Here is an 18108-nt window from a genome sequence, read left to right on the forward strand (position 1 = left end):
GCCGATCCCTCCAAGACGATACCCTACACAAAACTTATTTATTACCGGCGTTTTGTATATGCAGATAACGACTAGGTTTGTCTGATAGTTACAACACCTCTAATTAAGTTAGCCTAGATTTATTATGATCGACGCCTTTTTTTCCTAAAGGATGCCGGACTTGTTCCAGTAATACGCCCAAAAAAGCGCGTTAGATGAACTTGATCTGCAAATCCACAATCATGCGCTATCTCGGCAATCGGCATATGCGTGTCTATCAACAGCTCTTTAGCCCGCTCAACTCTTCGTCTGATAATATACTGATGAAGCGTCACGCTTGTGGCTCGTTTGAACAGTCTGGCAAACTGCGCTGCACCAATACCAGCCGCCTCAGCCAAGCGTTCAATACCAATCCGCCGATGTAGGTTTTGATCAATTAAGTTAAACGTCTTTTGAAGGACGTGGACTGACAAACCAACGTCAGTGTTCAATTCTCTGGTTGTGTTTGTTGAGTATTTAGATACAAGGCGAGCGACAATTACACGTGCAATATACTGAACTTCAATCGCTGAAAACCGACCCCCGATGTGTATTAAATCTTTGAGAGAGCTAATTGTCTGCTCAAGCAATTCGTCGAATATACATAGGCTGTGATCGAGCCGTAGGAGGCTACTACCGGCCGATGAAAACTCTATAATAATGTCACTGAAAAGCTTTTTTGATACATAAATATTTATAAATTCGACTGGGTCCTTGATATCAACTGCGACACCACAATCTGGAGGCAGGATAATTATTGCACCAGGCTGAAGTAATGTTTCGGTTTCCAATCCATCTACGTTCCACGTGCCTCGTGCATGCCCCTTAAGAACCATTGAAACAAGAAGCGAATCAACAGCGTCAAACGAAGCACTGAATGGCTGCACTTTCACGGTAAAAATATGCAGATTATCCCATCCATTCCCAGAACTTGTCTTTGTAATTTCAATAGCGTCGACGGAATTTATATTATGAAATGAAACCAAATTTTCTAACGAATTTAGCATACATCCCCCCATATTATGCATACATTATAATTATATAATTTAATAATATTAATGAAAAATCAAATACATTCTTTTGACCCATCAAATCATCCATTTATATTTAGTTAATTAAATAATGGATACAAGATTCACATTTTAATCCTCTCGCTCTTGTACTGGCACGGTTGGCTTCTGCCTACTTGAGTAGACTTTTGGTCATTAGGGAGGAGAGTTATGGCAGCCTTACATATTGATGTTGATTAATACTAAGAACTGATGGGCAGGGGTACGGAAGAAAACTGGACCTGTTGCAAACTCTTCATCAAGGATGGCTGTGATATCTTTTTGACTTTTAAGCAGCTGAGTATTTTAGATATTCAAAGGCCGCCATTTTGATAAATCCGTTTTCCTTCTGTGTGTTCGGTGGTACCTTGCTTATAATCTAAGCCTTCGCAATCTGAAGGAAATGATGGCGGAACGCGGTATCGATCTGGATCATTCCACGGTGCATCGTTGGGTCATTTGCTTCAGCCCCAAACTGCTTAAACATTTTAATCGGAAGAAGCGTCAGGTTACACGCAAATGGAACCTTGATGAGACTTACAGTGCGCCTCGCCCTCTGTTTAGGATGGGGACTCAATTACACCCATGCGATGATTGTAGAAACAAGAGCAATTGCGGCGAGATAGTTTATTGCGAGGCGATCATATCTCGTTGCAATGCGTCGCCAGTTTTTGAGCCTGCAGAAAAGCCGTTCGATGACATTTCTACGCTTGTATGCGCTATAATCTAAAGGATAGGGTTTCTTTCGTGCTAGCGAAGAGGGAATGACAGCCTTGATGCGGGCATTATTAAGCTAGTCTCGAAGACTATCAGCGTCATATGCCTTGTCGGCTAACAGACGCCCGCTAGGGCGAGCGACCTCTAATAATGGGATTGCCATTTTATGCCGGCAATGTTTCCCGGTGCTAAGCTGAACACGACCGGTCTGCCGCAATCATCGGCCAAGCAATGGATTTTGCTTGTTCTTCCACCGCGCGACGTGCCAATCGCTTGCGTCCACGCCCCCCTTTTGAGCCTTGTGCCGAACGGTGCGCTTTGACGTGTGTGCTATCTATGGAAAGCTCCTGTGGAACCGGACCGCTGGCTGCCATCGCCTCAAATATACGATGCCAAATACGCCGTTGTGCCCAGCGGTGATATCGGTTGTAGACGGTTTTTGCAGGACCATATTCGGCCCCAACATCACGCCAGCGACAACCGACCTTGAGAACATGCAAGATACCAGAAATGACACGCCGATCATCGACACGTCGAGCTCCGGGTCGGTTCTTGGGTAAATGTGGGTTCGATTACATTCCATGCAGCATCTGAAAGCCAGAAAAGATCGCTCATAATAAGCCTCCCTACTGTCAAAACCTAAAAATCAATAAAAACACTCAATAAAGACAATTGTTTGATCAGGTCCCCATCCGAGCTTTGTAAGTTCAGTAAACTGGAGGGAATGTCCATGCACCAACGTCGCTTAAGTGCTTCATAAAGCTTGCAGTGAATCTGCACCATAATTCCACACAGGCTTGATATCGACATGCTGCAGCGATGGCCCGCCTCTCTGAGAGGGCCAATACGAACGATCAATCTCAATAAGCAAGGTTGCTCCTCCCGAGTCGGCCGAGAGCTTTCATTCTAGGGAAATCGAATGACTGATAAAACTTCAGTAATTGTTTTTTTTCCTCCGCTTGTGGACTTGGTAGATGATAAGTTTTTCATCAAAGCGGAAGACATCGATGGTAAGCTTTGGGAGCTAGTTGGCCCGATATCTGATGATAAGGTCGCGATGTGGATTCGTGCAGCTCTCACCGCAATGGAAGATGGTTGGGGTTATCTTTCCGCTTTAAGAAATACGCTCTCTGGTACGTGTGGTGAGAGAGATTAAAAAAGCGACTTAGATCGCAATAGCACTTCTTTGGTATCGGACGATTGGCGGACTAAATATAGTGGGCCGCATCCAATCATTGGCAAACTGCTAACTTTTCCAGTCCTTAGGCACATACGAGTAATGCCCGTCGAATTGATTTGACGTCAGATTGGCTTGCACGGAGTGTCTGTTACATGAACGCAAAGAGGAACATTGTGCTCATACGCAATTTTTCGATCGTCTGCATTATATTGTTTTTGTTCGCCTTTTTAATGGCGTATCTTGTTAATACGACGCAAGAAACACATCTGCAATTGCCAGACGCTTCCTTCCACTACGCTCGTTAAATTATTGCGTTTTGCTGTGGTTCTTAACCCGCATTCGCTTGAGGCTTTGTAGTAAGGGGCGTTGTCTTCTTCGTATATCACTGCTTACGAGAAAATTTTCTGCAAGCAATAGCACTGCCTCCACGTGATCTGCACATTCCCTCAATATTATCTGAACGCAGCGGCGCAACAAGCGGGTAATAGATTCAATCTGGACCACATAATGTCTCACCGCCGCTTCTCCATTTTCGCTATAGTTGCAGGCGGATGTTTCATCGCTGCCATGCTTGCTTTGCAAGGTCGGAGCAGTTCAGCTCCGGAAGCCGAGGTTGCCTCATCAGCAGTCCCAGTGCGCGCCGAAACTGTTAAAGTCGGTCGCGAACGCGTTCTTCTTACGGATGAACTGCCGGGGCGAGTTGCGGCTTTTAAGAAAGTTGAAATCAGGCCGCAAGTCAGTGGGATCATTAAAAAGAAAGTTGTTGAGGCCGGCTCCCGTGTCAGCGCTGGTCAGATCCTTTTCGAGATTGAACCCGCTTTATTTTTGGCGGATCTGGAAACTGCACGGGCCGCATTGACGCGTGCAGAAAGTGCGCTGGAGCATGCTCGCTCGGGCTTTCAGCGCGCTGAAGCTTTGCTCGCGAGTAAAGCGGCAAGTCTCAAAAATTATGAAGACGCGCGCAATAATCTGACGACGGCGCAGGCAAATCTGGCCGAGGCACGTGCTGTTTTTCACCGTCGTCAGCTTGATCTTGACTTCGCCACCATAAGATCGCCGATTGATGGCTACGTCGGGCGAACCGTCGCGGACGAAGGCTCTCTCGCATCAATTTCGGGGCAGACCGAACTCGCAGTCGTTCAGCAGCTGGAACGTGTTTATGTGGATTTACGCCTGCCTGCGACAAAACTCGATGCCGTGCAATTTGCGGCAGAAGAGAAAATAGGCCAGATTGAGATACTACGAGCCGATGGCAAGCCATATTCCTATCCGGCGAAGCTGGTACTTTCAGATGTTACGGTTGACACCGTGACGGGCAATGCAACGATCCGAGTGCTCGTTGAGAATCCTGAATTGCAGCTTTTGCCTGGCATGTTTGTTCGTGCCCAAGTGCCAAGCGGATTGCTCTCCGATGTAATACTTGTTCCTGAATATGCTCTCGTTCGGACAGGAGGAGACGACGCCAGTCTTATGGTCGTTGATCCCGACGGGCGCGCAAAAAGGCGCAAAATAACGCTTGGAGAGGCCATCGGTCGCCGTGTGGTGGTCAAGTCAGGGCTTCAACCGGGTGAAACCATCGTAATTCGCGGTCAGGACCGTTTGCAGGATGGGATGCTCGTAAACGCCGATCACTCACCAAACGCGACGAGTGTGAAAGACAAGATTTAAAGGCCAGATCACCATGCCACAATTCTTCATCAATCGCCCGGTGTTTGCCTGGGTGATTGCCATATTCATTGCATTGGCTGGTGTTGTTGCGATCCCACAACTGCCGGTTTCACGTTATCCTGTTATCGCACCGCCGAGTATCAGTATTTTCACAACATATACTGGAGCTTCTGTTCAAACGGTCAATGATAGTGTTGTTGCTCCTATCGAAAAGGAACTCTCAAGCGTCAAAAACGTTTTATATTATGAATCGACTGTCGACTCGACAGGTGCTGCGAATATCACGGTGACGTTCAAACCTGGAACGGACCCCGAACTCGCGCAAGTGGATGTTCAAAACAGGTTGAAAAATGCCGAGCCTCGTCTTCCAGAAGTCGTTCGCCGTAACGGAATAAATGTGGAAGCGTCAGAGTCGGGCTTCCTTATGGTCATTGCGCTCAAGTCACGCAGCGGTGAGACAGACGAGCTGAGCCTTGGTGACTATCTGACGCGTAACATCGCCGAGGAGCTCAAACGCGTTCCCGGCGTTGGACGTACCCAACAATTTGGTTCCGAACGTGCAATGCGTGTTTGGGTTAACCCGACGAAACTGGCTGCCTATAACCTGAGCATGTCCGACGTGACGAGCGCGATTGCCCGCGAAAACGCTCAAGTTTCGCCGGGCAGGGTTGGGGACGAACCGACCGTTCCGGGGACCAAAGTTTCAACGCCACTGATTGTGCATGGACAGTTGAACTCACCCGAGGCGTTTGCAGCAATACCTTTGAAAACCCAGACAGATGGCGCGCGGCTGCTGTTGTCCGATGTTGCACGTGTGGAACTTGGCGCACAGACTTTTGCCTTCAGCGTCAGCAGTAACAGCAAGCCTGCTGCAGCAGCGGCGATACAAATGTCGCCGGGTGCCAATGCCGTCAGCACTGCGGCGGCGATCGAAAAGCGGTTAGGTGAACTGCAGGCTACAATGCCGAGTGATCTCTCAGTCTCAATTTCCTACAATACCGCGCCCTTCGTGAAAGTGTCGATTTTGAAGGTGGTGCAGACACTTGTAGAGGCGATGGTTCTGGTGTTCCTCGTGATACTGCTGTTTCTGCAGAAGTTGCGGTACACATTGATCCCAACAATTGTCGCGCCGATCGCGCTGCTTGGCACATTCGCGGTGATGCTGGTTGCCGGTTACACGATCAATGTTTTGACCATGTTTGGCATGGTTTTGGCAATCGGTATCATTGTTGACGACGCGATTGTCGTCGTTGAAAACGTAGAACGGATCATGGCAAGGGAGGGGCTCTCGCCGAAGGAGGCCACTCGCAAAGCAATGCGCGAAATTTCGGGCGCTATCGTCGGGATCACATTGGTTTTGGTCGCCGTCTTTATCCCTATGGGATTGTCCGATGGTTCTGTGGGAGCAATCTACCGCCAATTCACAATGTCGATGGCAGTGTCGATCCTGTTTTCAGCCTTCCTCGCACTTACCCTTACGCCTGCTTTGTGCGCCACTATCCTCAAACCTGTCGGCCCCCACGCAGAAGTGCGTTTCTTTTCGTGGTTTAATACCAAGTTTGACCGTTTAAGTGCACGCTATACCGGCGCTATCGGCTGGATTTTACGGCGTGGTGTTCGGATATTGTTGGTTTACATTTTGCTCTTGGGAGTACTGGGCGTTGGTTACTCTCAACTGCCGACGTCGTTCGTGCCTGAAGAAGATCAGGGAAATTTCATGGCAATGTTCGAGCTGCCGGCTGGTGCCACAGCAGAGCGCACGCGGGAGATTATTGCAAAATATGAAAAACACACGGCATCGCGTGCAGATATTACGGAGAGCATCGTTATTCAAGGTTTCGGATTTTCCGGCTCTGGTCCGAATGCTGGTCAGGCGTTTACCAGTCTTAAGGATTGGAGTGATCGTAAGACAACGGTAAACGACGAGATCGCGGCGGCGCAAGCGGCGATGGCGGATATTCCGGAGGGAACTGCGATGATAATGAAACCACCGGCCATTGAATCGCTGGGAACAACATCTGGTTTCTCCCTTCGCTTGGAGGATCGGGGTAATGCCGGGCCAACAGCACTGAAAGCGGCCGAGAGCGAGTTGATAAGGCTCGCCTCCAAGAGCAAATTGCTCACGGGCGTGATGACGGATGGGCTTCCAGATGGGCAGAGTATTGCGTTGAATATTGATCGCCAGAAGGCGCTGGCTCTTGGTGTTTCTTTTTCAACCGTGAGCGACATGATTTCGACAGCAATCGGGTCAACTTATGTCAACGATTTTCCGAAAGACGGCCGCCTTCAACAGGTAGTCGTGCAAGCCGATGCACAGCATCGTATGCATATTGATGATGTGCTTCGCCTTGAAGTGCGCAATATTGATGGCGCAATGGTTCCCCTGTCGGAGTTTGTCCAGCCTGTCTGGCAAACGACGCCGCTTCAATTGGCGCGCTATAACGGCTACCCTGCTGCTCGTCTTTCAGGTTCCGCTGCGCCGGGCGTTTCGAGTGGAGTGGCAATGTCCCAGATGGAGCGATTGGCAAAACAGTTACCGTCAGGATTTGCGGTTGCGTGGACGGGGCAATCGTTACAGGAAAGACAATCCGCAACCCAGACGCCAATTCTTTTAGCCGCATCGATGCTCGTGGTATTTCTGGTCTTGGCCGCACTTTACGAAAGCTGGACAATCCCGCTGGCCGTTATGTTGGTTGTGCCGCTTGGCGTGCTCGGGGCTGTGCTGGCTGTGCTGGCGCGGGGCATGGAAAATGATGTGTTTTTCAAGGTTGGCGTCATTACGATAATCGGACTTTCTGCAAAGAACGCCATTTTGTTGATTGAATATGCTCGCCATCTGCGCAACGAGGGGCAAAGCCTCAACAGAGCAGTGCTTAAGGCATCACGATTGAGATTCCGGCCAATTCTGATGACTTCACTGGCCTTTATCTTGGGGGTCGTGCCACTCATGATCGCGCGCGGGGCCGGTTCTGAAATTCAGAATGCAATAGGAACGGGGGTTTTTGGAGGAATGTTATCCGCAACCGTCCTGGCTGTTTTCTTTGTACCCTTGTTATATGTAACAATCAGCCGACTAATCAGAGTAAGAAAATAACACCCGTCCGCCGAACCCAGTCGGTGCCTTAAATGAACATCCGTCGAAAACGTTTCAGAGATGGTAGATAGCCATGAACAATGCTTTAATTCTTATTGTTGAGGATGAGCCCGAAATTGCTGAAATCATCGAGACGTATCTGTCTCGCGAGGGGTTTCGCGTTGTCACGGCAGGTGACGGAACTGTCGGGTTAGGGCATCATCTTCGTCTTCGCCCTGATCTCGTGGTCCTCGATATTAAATTGCCAGGACAGGACGGCTATGAGGTTTTGGCTGCAATCCGCCGCCGCGGCAATACGCCAGTCATTATGGTGACCGCTTTGGCCGAAGACTTGGATAAGCTGCAAGCTTTACGTATCGGAGCCGATGACTACGTTGTTAAGCCTTTTAATCCGCTTGAGGTCGTAGCGCGTGTGAAAGCCGTTCTGCGAAGAAGTATGGGCGTGCCGACTGAACGTTTGTTGCGCGTGGGACCGGTAACCGTGGACTTACAGGCGTATCGTGTCACGGTTGAAAGGGACACAGGTCCTCTCACGCTTGAGTTAACAAAGACAGAGTTCCGTATTCTATCCCATATGGCTGCGAGTCTGGGGAAGGTTTTTGAGCGCTCGGAGTTGGTTGATGCGTGTCTGCCCGAAGGTGAAGCGCTCGACCGGACTGTGGATAGCCATGTGAGCAATTTGCGCCGCAAGTTAGCGGCCGCCGGAGCTGATGGATTGCTTACTGGAGTGCGCGGCGTTGGATACCGCTTGGACAATACAAATGGGTAAAAACTTAAACTCATTGATTGTGCGTGCGATGATAATGCTTACGCTGTTGGCGTTCGCTGTGGTTTACTTCGGGCTGACGGCTTACTTTTTTTTCATTTATGAATGGCTTTATCCCGATTTCACCAATGATGACGTGCTTCGGACGGGCGATATCATAACTCTGGGTCTTCTCTTAGGAGTGGGTATATCGACAGCTTCAGTGCTTGGGTGGGTTCTTGCAAAGCGGATTGTCGACCCGTTGAAGTCGGTTGCGAATGCGGCGCGCAAGATTGCAAATGGTGATTTCTCTGCACGCGCCAGTTTACGACACGAAAACTTCGGCGAGGCAAGGGATTTGGTTAATGACTTCAACCAAATGGCGGAGCGATTGCAGCGTGCTGAGGCTGAGTTGCAATATTCCAATTCAGCGATCGCGCATGAGTTGCGGACACCGCTGACGATACTTCGCGGCCGCCTGCAAGGTCTGCTGGATGGAGCCTTTTCACCCAGTAGTGAATCCTATGCACGCCTTATCGGGCATGTCGACGACCTGTCGGCAATTGTCGAGGAATTGCGCACACTCGCACTCGGTAACGCTGGCAAACTTGACCTGCAGTGCACCCAATTTGACTTAGCGACAGAGGCTGAGAGCGTTCTTGCATCGCTGGAAGATCAGTTCGAAAAATCTGGGATCAAAACGGTGTCCGCGCTTGGCCATGCAGTTACAGTTGCTGACCGTTGGCGTGTGCGGCAGGCTTTCATAGCCTTGCTTGAGAATTGTTGCCGTTACGCACCGCAAAGCACCGTGTCCGTCGAGACCGGCGTCGCAGGCGAACACGTTTTTTTCCGCTGTAGCGACACGGGGCCAGGCCTCTCCGAGGAAAGCCGATTACGGGCTTTCGAACGCTTCTGGCGCGCTGACGATTCGAGGGGGCGGGGCAGGGGCGGATCCGGTCTCGGCCTATCAATTGTGAAAGCGATTGCACAGGCGCATGGAGGGGACGCCCGTATTCTCCCCCTTAAAAACTCCGGCTTTGGGATCGAAATCCGCATTCCGATCCGAGAAACCACGGCTTCGAATTGAGAGAACCAATGTCTCCAACGCCTCAAAACCCAGACGATTATGATAGTCTTGCCGCGCAGCACGTCTCATTGCGGCGTGTGTTAGCACTCTTCAGGCCTTACCGGAAAAGGATCGCGACTGTTATTGTGCTGATGTTGATCGCATCGGCAACCGGATTGGCAGGGCCTTTTCTTTTGCGTGCGATTATCGATGACGCATTGCCCCGAAATGACCTCAAACTGTTGAGCTTGCTTGTGGCAGGTATGATCCTTGTCGCGCTCGTGTCAGCCATAATCGGCGCATGGCAGGTGGTTCTAAGTTCACGTATCGGGCAGGCTGTTCTGCATGACCTGAGGGTGAGATTATACGCCCATCTCCAGAATCTTTCACTTCGGTTTTTCACGGGCACCCGCGTAGGGGAGGTGCAGTCCAGAATTGCAAATGACGTTGACGGCCTTCAATCGCTTGTCAGTGATACGGCTAATGAGCTCGGGCGCTCGCTCAGTTCTGTCATTATGACGTCTATCGCCATTATTATTCTCGACTGGCGATTGGCGCTCCTCGTACTGTTTATCGTGCCAGTAACACTTATTATCAGCGGCCGTGTTGCCCGGGCACGCGAGGCTATCACCTTTCAGCAACAGGGCCGCGCCGCCGATTTGTCGGTTGCCGTGCAAGAAACACTTTCTGCCTCCGGTATCATCCTCGCTCGCACAATGGGCCGTGCCGCGCATTTAAATCAGCGATTTAACCGCATCTCAGGTGATCTCGCGCAACTTGAGGTGAGATCGCGCACGGCTGGTGAATGGCAGTGGTCGCTGATCGGCTTCGCTCTTGCTGTTTTACCGGCATTCACTTTGCTTGCAGGAGGCGTGTTGATGCAAACACAGAACCCGGCAACCATAGGGACACTTGTGGCTATGATCGCTCTTCAAGAGCAATTGCTTTGGCCATTTGAACAATTACTCGAAATCGGCCGTGATGCGCGCAAGACACGGGCATTATTCGCGCGCATATTTGAGTATTTAGACAAGCCAGTGGAAATCACCGAGCGAGCAAATGCGAAAACTATTCCTCGGTCTGCGATGAAGGGAGAGGTGGAACTGGACCATGTCAGCTTTAATTATGGCGAGGAGGGCCGTTCTGCTTTGCACGAGGTCAGTCTTACCATTAAAGCGGGCAGCAATGTCGCGATTGTGGGACAAACCGGTTCCGGAAAGACGACACTTGGCTACCTTTTGGCGCGGCTTTATGACGTCGATAGCGGCGCCATCCGATTTGACGGCGTTGATTTGCGTGACCTCAGCTTCCAGTCTCTATCAGAAATGCTGGGGGTTGTTTCTCAAGAGCCCTATCTTCTGCACGCTACAGTCGCAGAAAACCTACGTTTCGCGAAACCTGAAGCAACGGATGAAGAACTTTATGCTGCGGCTAAGACCGCCCAGATCCATGACCATATCATCGGTTTACCCGATGGTTACGACACAATCGTAGGGGAAGATGGCTATCGCTTTTCGGGTGGTGAAAAGCAACGTCTGGTTTTAGCCAGAACCATTCTCCGAAATCCTCCGGTGCTCTTGCTCGATGAGGCGACGAGTGCCCTTGATACCCGTACCGAACGTGCAATGTCATCGGCTTTGGCACGCATGTCGAAGGGCCGCACGACGATAACCATTGCTCATCGATTGTCCACTATACGCCATGCCGATGTTATTGTGGTTATGCACGCAGGACGGATCGTAGAACAAGGCAACCATGACGCGCTTGTGGCTCTAAACGGAGTTTATGCAGAACTGTTGCGAAATTCATAATGAAAATAGGCCTTCTTTCCATCGAGTACTGACGACTTTAATTTGCGCTGCAATAAAGCCAGCGCAAATTAAAGTCATGCTTTCTGTCATTGAGTTGGAAATTTTCTTGCCAGATTGGCAGATTTTAAGACGCTGATCGAACGAGATCCAACAAGGCTCCCTACGTTGGGGCGGCGCGAACTGAGTGAACTTGCATGGTTCCATTCTGTCGCAGATAAAATTCCTGACATCCAACTATTCTCCAATCTTCGTCGACGCAATCTCGATCAAAGCTTGTTAGCTCTGATAAAACTATTGGAGATTTGTAAAGGAAGAGGCGAAGAAACGGTTATATTTTAAAGCGCATCCGAAAAAATTCCGATGTTTTCGGTCGGTATAAACATATATAATTGTAATATTATAAAAATACATCATTAAAATGATGTAAATAAATAAATTTGACTAAAATACTGTGATGCAATATTAACACACAATATATTATAGCAATAATTATCAATAAATAGTAAGTTGAGTTTATTTAGAGAATCTTACAGTTAAGCGTTGTCTTACAAAAATGGAGATTAAAATTGAAAGCTAGAATAATCCTTTTCTCATCTGTAGCTTCGCTTGTATCTGTTACATCTACATACGCTGCAGACTATATTGTTTCACCTGAGCCTGAATCAGTCCAGTATGTCCGGGTCTGCGACGCATATGGTGCCGGTTACTTCTATATCCCCGGCACAGAAACTTGCCTGCGTATTCACGGCTATGTTCGCGCTGACCTGAAGGGCGGCGACAATGTATATGGACGCACGCGCCACAACGTTCCAGGCTTTACGAACAACAGTCGCGATACCTACAACTTTTTGAGCCGCTTCACCTTGCGTTTTTCAACGGCCTCAGAAACCGAACTCGGCACCTTGCGTACCTATGCCGAAACTCGCTTTCAGTATGAAAATGGCGCAGATTCAAGCTCGTCGGGCTCGTTGCGGTTTGGCTACATTCAGCTTGGCGGTCTGCGTGTTGGCCTTGATGAATCGGCGTTTACAACTTTCACCGGCTATGCTGGAAGCGTGATAAACGACGATGTTATCATGTTTGGCGGATATCGCACAAACGCGATCAGCTACACTTTCACGGGTGGCAATGGCTTCTCAGCTATTGTCGCTTTGGAGCAAGGTGGCAATGGTGACATAGATGCGGGCAAATATACGTTAAACGGTCGCAGCCATACGATAGACGGACGGATCGACAATTACACGCCGCACGTTGTTGCAGGCCTTCGTTACGAACAAGGTTGGGGCGCACTTTCGACTGTAGCGGCGTATGATTCAAAAAATGAGAAATGGGCAGGAAAGGTTCGTCTTGACGTGAACGTTACTGATCAACTGTCTTTGTGGGTGATGGGTGGCTATAAGTCAAATAAAGACCGTTATCTTGCGACAGAACTGAATTCTGATGGTTCGTTCTATCGCGGAATCCGTCTTCGTGACAGCTTCTACGGCACTTGGGGCGGAGACTGGGCAGTTTGGGGCGGCGCTAAGTTCAAGGCTACTGACAAGGCTCACTTCAATGTGCAGCTGGCCTATGAAGATGCGAAGACACTCGCTGCTACTGCAAATGTAGCTTATGAAATGGTGCCTGGGTTCACTGTCACACCTGAAGTTTCTTACACCAAATGGAATGACAAGCTTTCGGACCTCAAGGGAAAATCAGCCTGGCAAGGCATGGTGCGCTTTCAGCGTTCGTTCTGATCTGAAATTGTCGTGAAGAAAAAGTTGACCTCCAGTCCTTAGACTTGCGACAGGAGCGGCAGCAAAATGCTGCCGCTCCATATTTATCGGCAATAAGCGGTTAGCATTATTGAAAATAAGCTCGGCTGAAACATCGGCCTTCGCGACTAGATCAAGGATTATTCCCCTTCATCCTGTTCTGATGTTCTGTCTCGTTTTTCCTAACGAATGAATTGGCGCCAAACGAAGATATGTGAACGTTCGTTAAGTCTCATAACGCACGCTCTGTATATAAACAGGCGCTCCATGATTTCTCGATAATTTCTCAACTTTATCTTGCTGAACATGGTGTTGAAGGGCGCTGAGCGCTCGCCAGCATTCCCGCCAGATAAGCGCCTTTCCAGTTTTAGAAGCTGATTAACGTAGAAAAAGCGCATTATGAACTCACGACCAAAAACGAATTGGCGGATAAGTGTTAATAGTATCACACTAAGTTTTCTCGTCACTTTATATCTTATTGTCTTTAACAATAATGCATTCTGGATTCGCTCTTCCGAATTGCTTTCTACATACAACATTTTAGCTCTATTCGCATTCTTATTCTTTCTGATATTTGCGCTATGTGTCGCGTTCTCCGCGAAGTACATTACTAAGCCGATATTTATTTTTTTGATTATAACTTCGGCGTCAGCGTCTTGGTTCGTCGACAGATTTGGTACAATTATCGATGTCGAAATGCTGCAGAGTATTGCTGATACTACTCCGGCCGAAGCTGGACATCTAATAAGCTTTGGTTTTCTTGTTCATCTCGCGCTTTTTGGCTTGCTGCCCGCTCTTCTCGTGGCTTCGGTCAAAATTAAGCATCGACCAATAGCGGCCAAGATCAGGCAAAACTCTGTCTATATTTTCGGGGCTTTGTTGACGGCAGTTGCTGTATTTCTAAGTCAGGCTGGCACATTCACATCTTTGGGGCGTGAGCATCGTGAATGGATCGCCAAGCTTAATCCTGTAATGCCAATTGGAAATGCTGTTAAGCTTGCCTTGCGGGTTAGCAAGAGCAAAAATATTGTCGTTCAACCGATCGGATTGGATGCCAGGGTCACCCAAAATCAATCTGAATCACGCAAACCCCGGCTTGTCGTCGTTGTGGCAGGCGAAACAGCGCGAGCAGAGTCTTTTTCATTAAACGGTTACAGCAGAAACACAAATGCAGAATTAGAGAGAGAAAACATCTTTTATTTCTCAAAAACATCGAGTTGTGGGACGATCACTGCAGTTTCCCTTCCATGTATGTTTTCTTCATACACCCGTTCTGATTATTCCCATCAAAAAGGACTTGAGACGGAGAACCTCCTTGACGTCTTGGTTCACGCAGGCATTCAAGTGGATTGGTGGGAAAATAATACCGGACATAAGGGTGTTGCAGACCGAACCGGAAGTCAGTCAATGTCACATTCTGAATATCCGGGGTACTGCAAAAATGGAGAGTGCCAGGATGGCATTTTCTTGGAGAAAATAGATGAGTACCTCAATAATGTTAAGCAGGATACCGTACTGGTTTTACATCAATTAGGTAGCCATGGGCCTGCGTATTATTTGCGATATCCAGAGGAGTATCGCCGCTTCACACCTGACTGCCGGACCTCCGATTTTTCGAAGTGTACAAAGCAAGAAATTGTCAATTCTTACGATAACACAATTGCATATACAGACCATATTCTCGCATCACTGATACAGAAGCTTCGTCCTCACCAAGAGGCACTCGAGACGTCTTTGGTTTATATGTCGGATCACGGTGAGTCACTTGGAGAGTTTGGCATTTATCTTCATGGGGCCCCTTACTTTATGGCGCCCTCGCAACAAACACATGTGCCTTATCTGCTCTGGCTGGGGGACAACACGCTCTCTGGCAAGCAGGATGCGTGTATTCAACATGAAACAAAAAAGTCTCAAAGCCACGACAACCTTTTTCATACCGTTCTGGGACTAATGCATGTAGAAACGGACGTGTATCTACCCGATCTGGATACCCTCTCATCATGCCGGAGTAATAAGTCGTAATGGAACAGTTTATTCCATCAAAGAAAAAAGGTGTTGGGCACCTCTTCGCTGCCACCACTTACTCTCTTGGCGGTGCCCGCCGTCTCTTTAAAGAAGAGGCGGCACGGCATGAGATGGTGGGCTTCATATTAGTTTCTATATTGTTCTTTCTAGCAGGCGTAAGTATTCAAAAGCATATTGCTTTTTTTGTTTTATTCCTGATTTTGATTGCGCTGGAGGCAATCAATACAGCTATAGAGGAAATTGTTGACGTCGTCTCGCCCACTTATTCGACTGCTGCACGCAATGCTAAGGATTTGGGTTCTTTCGCCGTTTTTTGCATGATTGTTGTCAATGTTATCTATGTCTGCCATGTATTTACAACGTGCTGGCTCTAATTGCTATCAAAGATAGAATTGGCAAATACTTTCTGAGGCAACGGCGCGCCACAACGCCTCAGTTGAACGACATTTTCGAGTAACGACAGCTGTCACGAAACACCGTAACAGGTCTGCCTTCCAACATTTGATCTATGATTAGCCGCTCTGGCAAGCGAGGGTCAGCACCAATTCGAAATACAGTGTCGCTGATTTTGACAAGCTCCATATCACAATCAGGGCCTTCAACCCCACCAGGTGATATCAACCAAAGTCTGCCCTCACGTATGACAATTCGAAAGGTTGGGCACCATGGGGAATAACTACGGTAGCGACCCGTTAAACCTATATAATCATTCTTTCGCGTTGCGGGGGGCATTTTATTTGGCAAACTGCCTACGAGCGCATACACGCGGGGACCAAAAAGCCATTTTGACTTCCCACTGCCATCAAAAACCAAATGAAAGTGCTCCATTTGCGGATGATCGGTCATCATGCGGGTACCCCAGCTGCGCCATATTTTGCCAGTTATTCCATTGGCTCGCAGATAAAGCCGCTGACTTTCTTCAAATATCTGTATTTCGGCAGGACCTGCATCGTGGCTTTCGCAAGATTGAAAGTAGCCGATCATACGAGGATCGTAACCAGAACAATCAGTACCAAATGCTAAATCCAATCGGGCGGCAGGCATCGCCTTAGATATCAAACTAGCATGTGTATGACGGGCAAGAGCTTCTCCGACTGCATAGCAACCATTGGCATTGGTTAGAACGCAAATACCCAAACCGGCTGTTTGATCAACTAAAAGAAAGGATGAGTGACCGATCATGCCGCCGCCATGCGTAAAGCAAGCATGGGTGCCCACTGTTTCCACATTGATACCATATCCGTATCTGCTTTGAGTGACTGGTAAACTGCCGAAACCCTCAATATTGCCCTCACCCTCATGGGTAAGGTCAGTCGTTGCACGTCGCAATGCAGCTGTCGAAATGGCCTGTTTTCCGTCGATTTGGCCGTTATTCAAGAGCGCTGTTATAAGCCGGGCCATGTCTCCGCTGGAAGCGGCAATACTTCCATCACCTCCTTCGGCTTCTATCCATGGGGCGGATGCGAGCGCAAGGCCGGGTCGCCAGGGAATATCATCACGTGCTGGCTGACCGCCAGTTGCAACATACCCGCGAGTAGCGCTTTCAAGCCTTGCGAAGGAATCTGTCATACCAAGAGGGGATAAAAGCGTCGCCTGTGCGTGGTCGGTGGCGTGTCTGCCTGTCAATCGGCTAATGATCAGTCCAAGAATGTTGTAGCCGAGATTGGAATAGTGAAAAAATGTTCCTGGTTGGCTGGCGGTTTGACTGTCACGTAAACTCCAGCACTGAGCCAGCTCGTCTGGCGGATCATCGGCGCCTTTTACCAGTCCAGCGGTGTGATGAAGCAAGTGGCGCAAAGACGGCTCAGGATAGTCAGAGCCGATTTTCAGCCAAGGCAAAATGTCTGAAGCTGGTCGATCTGGATCGCAAACGCCTTTCTCGACCAGATCGGCGATCATCAGCCCAGTAAAAAATTTACTGATAGAGCCAATTAGAAAGGGAGTGCGAGACGAAATTTCTTTGTGATCGAAATCTTGGCCAAAGGGCAGGTGATGGGTAACGCCCTCTTTGGTAACAATGCCTAGGATGCCACCAGTGAAAGGCCATTGACCGGGAAGGTCGGCATAGGTTTTGGCGAGTGTGGCGGGAATATCGAGGCTGGTCATGATACCTCGTTACAAAGGAATTGCGTGAGCGCGCGAAGCGGCGCACCGGTCGCGCCTTCAGGCCACGGACCTGTCTCGCGCAACAGCCACGCAGTTGAGCCGTTGTCGATATGCGCCCATTCTATCTCGCCGACAAATTGCGATAGATAACAAGCGGCAATCTGGCCGCTATCCGGTTCTCCTGCTGCTATATTGCTACGATCTGCGATGCGTGAGCGTAAGAGCGTACCACGCTCTTTGCGCAGGGGAAGACGCCAGCCGGGATCGCTCGTATTTTCACCGGCAATGGTCAGCTCAGCCGCAAGATTTGTGGAGTTTGACCACATGCCCCAGAATTCAGGACCAACACCGCCACCATCGCTAAGCGTACCGACATCTATCATAGTGCGAACATTCTGTCGGGCAAGCCAGCTTAATGCGTCGGCCAGCAAGAGCCGTCCTTCGCTGTCTGTATCCAAGACCTCGGTTGTGGTGTTGTCTGGGTGGCGAACTTTGTCACCGGGACGTAAGGCTCGACCAGACGGCATATTTTCTGCCAAAGGAAGAACAGCGATAACATCCTGCGATTGTTTCAGTTCTACCGATGCAAACAGTGCCCCGGCGACTGCGACTGCCCCTGCCATATCGCTTTTCATGTAGCCGATTTCTTGCGGATCCCGCTTAAGATTGAGGCCTCCGGTATCAAACGTAACACCTTTGCCAGCAAGCCCCAGCGATCTGTCACCTGATCCATGCCGTAAGACAACAATGCGAGGTCCCGCTTCGGCTCTGTTGCAAAAATTCAATCTGAACGGAGCACGGCCTATCTCTGGACGTAGTTATGCAGCGAGTGCCTCGAACTGTTGTTTGATTGAGCGTTCATTTGCGGCTGAAAA

12 protein-coding genes and 2 pseudogenes are annotated in these 18108 nt (G+C 49.1%); 10 read left to right on the plus strand and 4 right to left on the minus strand.

The features are described from left to right. Positions 1–122: 122 nt before the first annotated feature. A complete protein-coding gene (locus ABE527_RS20185) occupies positions 123–1025 on the minus strand; it encodes a helix-turn-helix domain-containing protein (protein ID WP_499695409.1) in 903 nt (300 codons plus the stop codon). Positions 1026–1377: 352 nt separating this feature from the next. On the opposite strand from ABE527_RS20185, the pseudogene ABE527_RS20190 reads away from it, so the two are divergent. Then, a pseudogene (locus ABE527_RS20190) lies at positions 1378–1608 on the plus strand (IS6 family transposase); the annotation flags it as partial. A gap of 36 nt (positions 1609–1644) precedes the next feature. Here the strand turns inward: ABE527_RS20190 and ABE527_RS20195 are convergent. Then, positions 1645–2399 (minus strand): annotated as a pseudogene (locus tag ABE527_RS20195) (IS5 family transposase). A 304-nt stretch (positions 2400–2703) separates the two neighbouring features. Between ABE527_RS20195 and ABE527_RS20200 the strand changes: the two are divergent. From ABE527_RS20200 to ABE527_RS20240, 9 genes are all read left to right on the plus strand, one after another. Next, a complete protein-coding gene (locus ABE527_RS20200) occupies positions 2704–2940 on the plus strand; it encodes a hypothetical protein (protein WP_265986939.1) in 237 nt (78 codons plus the stop codon). 531 nt (positions 2941–3471) lie between these two features. Further along, on the plus strand, positions 3472–4632 hold the full coding sequence (locus tag ABE527_RS20205; protein WP_499698121.1) for an efflux RND transporter periplasmic adaptor subunit: 1161 nt from the start codon (positions 3472–3474) through the stop codon (positions 4630–4632). 13 nt (positions 4633–4645) lie between these two features. Next, entirely contained in the window at positions 4646–7726 is a 3081-nt protein-coding gene (locus ABE527_RS20210) for a multidrug efflux RND transporter permease subunit (protein ID WP_499698122.1), read from the plus strand. Positions 7727–7799: 73 nt separating this feature from the next. Further along, positions 7800–8495: a response regulator gene (locus ABE527_RS20215; RefSeq protein WP_499698123.1), complete on the plus strand. Its 696-nt coding sequence runs from the start codon at positions 7800–7802 to the stop codon at positions 8493–8495. A 34-nt stretch (positions 8496–8529) separates the two neighbouring features. After that, positions 8530–9558 carry an ATP-binding protein gene (locus ABE527_RS20220; RefSeq protein WP_499698124.1) on the plus strand — a complete coding sequence of 343 codons (1029 nt, stop codon included), beginning with the start codon at positions 8530–8532 and terminating at the stop codon, positions 9556–9558. A gap of 8 nt (positions 9559–9566) precedes the next feature. After that, positions 9567–11348: an ABC transporter ATP-binding protein gene (locus ABE527_RS20225; RefSeq protein WP_499698125.1), complete on the plus strand. Its 1782-nt coding sequence runs from the start codon at positions 9567–9569 to the stop codon at positions 11346–11348. 566 nt (positions 11349–11914) lie between these two features. Then, complete coding sequence (locus ABE527_RS20230; protein WP_499695416.1) at positions 11915–13084, plus strand: porin; 1170 nt, start codon at positions 11915–11917, stop codon at positions 13082–13084. A 417-nt stretch (positions 13085–13501) separates the two neighbouring features. Next, positions 13502–15124: a phosphoethanolamine transferase gene (locus tag ABE527_RS20235; protein WP_499698126.1), complete on the plus strand. Its 1623-nt coding sequence runs from the start codon at positions 13502–13504 to the stop codon at positions 15122–15124. Continuing rightward, on the plus strand, positions 15124–15501 hold the full coding sequence (locus ABE527_RS20240) for a diacylglycerol kinase (RefSeq protein ID WP_499695418.1): 378 nt from the start codon (positions 15124–15126) through the stop codon (positions 15499–15501). The genes ABE527_RS20235 and ABE527_RS20240 overlap by 1 nt, the downstream gene beginning before the upstream one ends. 58 nt (positions 15502–15559) lie before the next feature. Here ABE527_RS20240 and ABE527_RS20245 read toward each other — a convergent pair whose 3' ends face one another. Continuing rightward, on the minus strand, positions 15560–17233 hold the full coding sequence (locus tag ABE527_RS20245) for a serine hydrolase domain-containing protein (protein WP_499695419.1): 1674 nt from the start codon (positions 17231–17233) through the stop codon (positions 15560–15562). Continuing rightward, positions 17230–18018: a hypothetical protein gene (locus ABE527_RS20250; RefSeq protein WP_499698127.1), complete on the minus strand. Its 789-nt coding sequence runs from the start codon at positions 18016–18018 to the stop codon at positions 17230–17232. Before ABE527_RS20250 ends, ABE527_RS20245 begins: the two co-directional genes overlap by 4 nt. Positions 18019–18108 lie beyond the last annotated feature (90 nt).

It is taken from the genome of Brucella sp. TWI432, from assembly GCF_039674445.1.
GTDB lineage: Bacteria > Pseudomonadota > Alphaproteobacteria > Rhizobiales > Rhizobiaceae > Brucella > Brucella chromiisoli.

Coding starts and splice junctions, on each gene's coding strand:
- ABE527_RS20215 (WP_499698123.1), top strand. CDS start 7,800: ATGAACAATGCTTTAATTCTTATTGTTGAGGATGAGCCCGAAATTGCT.
- ABE527_RS20185 (WP_499695409.1), bottom strand. CDS start 1,025: ATGCTAAATTCGTTAGAAAATTTGGTTTCATTTCATAATATAAATTCC.
- ABE527_RS20235 (WP_499698126.1), top strand. CDS start 13,502: ATGAACTCACGACCAAAAACGAATTGGCGGATAAGTGTTAATAGTATC.
- ABE527_RS20220 (WP_499698124.1), top strand. CDS start 8,530: ATGCTTACGCTGTTGGCGTTCGCTGTGGTTTACTTCGGGCTGACGGCT.
- ABE527_RS20205 (WP_499698121.1), top strand. CDS start 3,472: ATGTCTCACCGCCGCTTCTCCATTTTCGCTATAGTTGCAGGCGGATGT.
- ABE527_RS20225 (WP_499698125.1), top strand. CDS start 9,567: ATGTCTCCAACGCCTCAAAACCCAGACGATTATGATAGTCTTGCCGCG.
- ABE527_RS20200 (WP_265986939.1), top strand. CDS start 2,704: ATGACTGATAAAACTTCAGTAATTGTTTTTTTTCCTCCGCTTGTGGAC.
- ABE527_RS20210 (WP_499698122.1), top strand. CDS start 4,646: ATGCCACAATTCTTCATCAATCGCCCGGTGTTTGCCTGGGTGATTGCC.
- ABE527_RS20240 (WP_499695418.1), top strand. CDS start 15,124: ATGGAACAGTTTATTCCATCAAAGAAAAAAGGTGTTGGGCACCTCTTC.
- ABE527_RS20245 (WP_499695419.1), bottom strand. CDS start 17,233: ATGACCAGCCTCGATATTCCCGCCACACTCGCCAAAACCTATGCCGAC.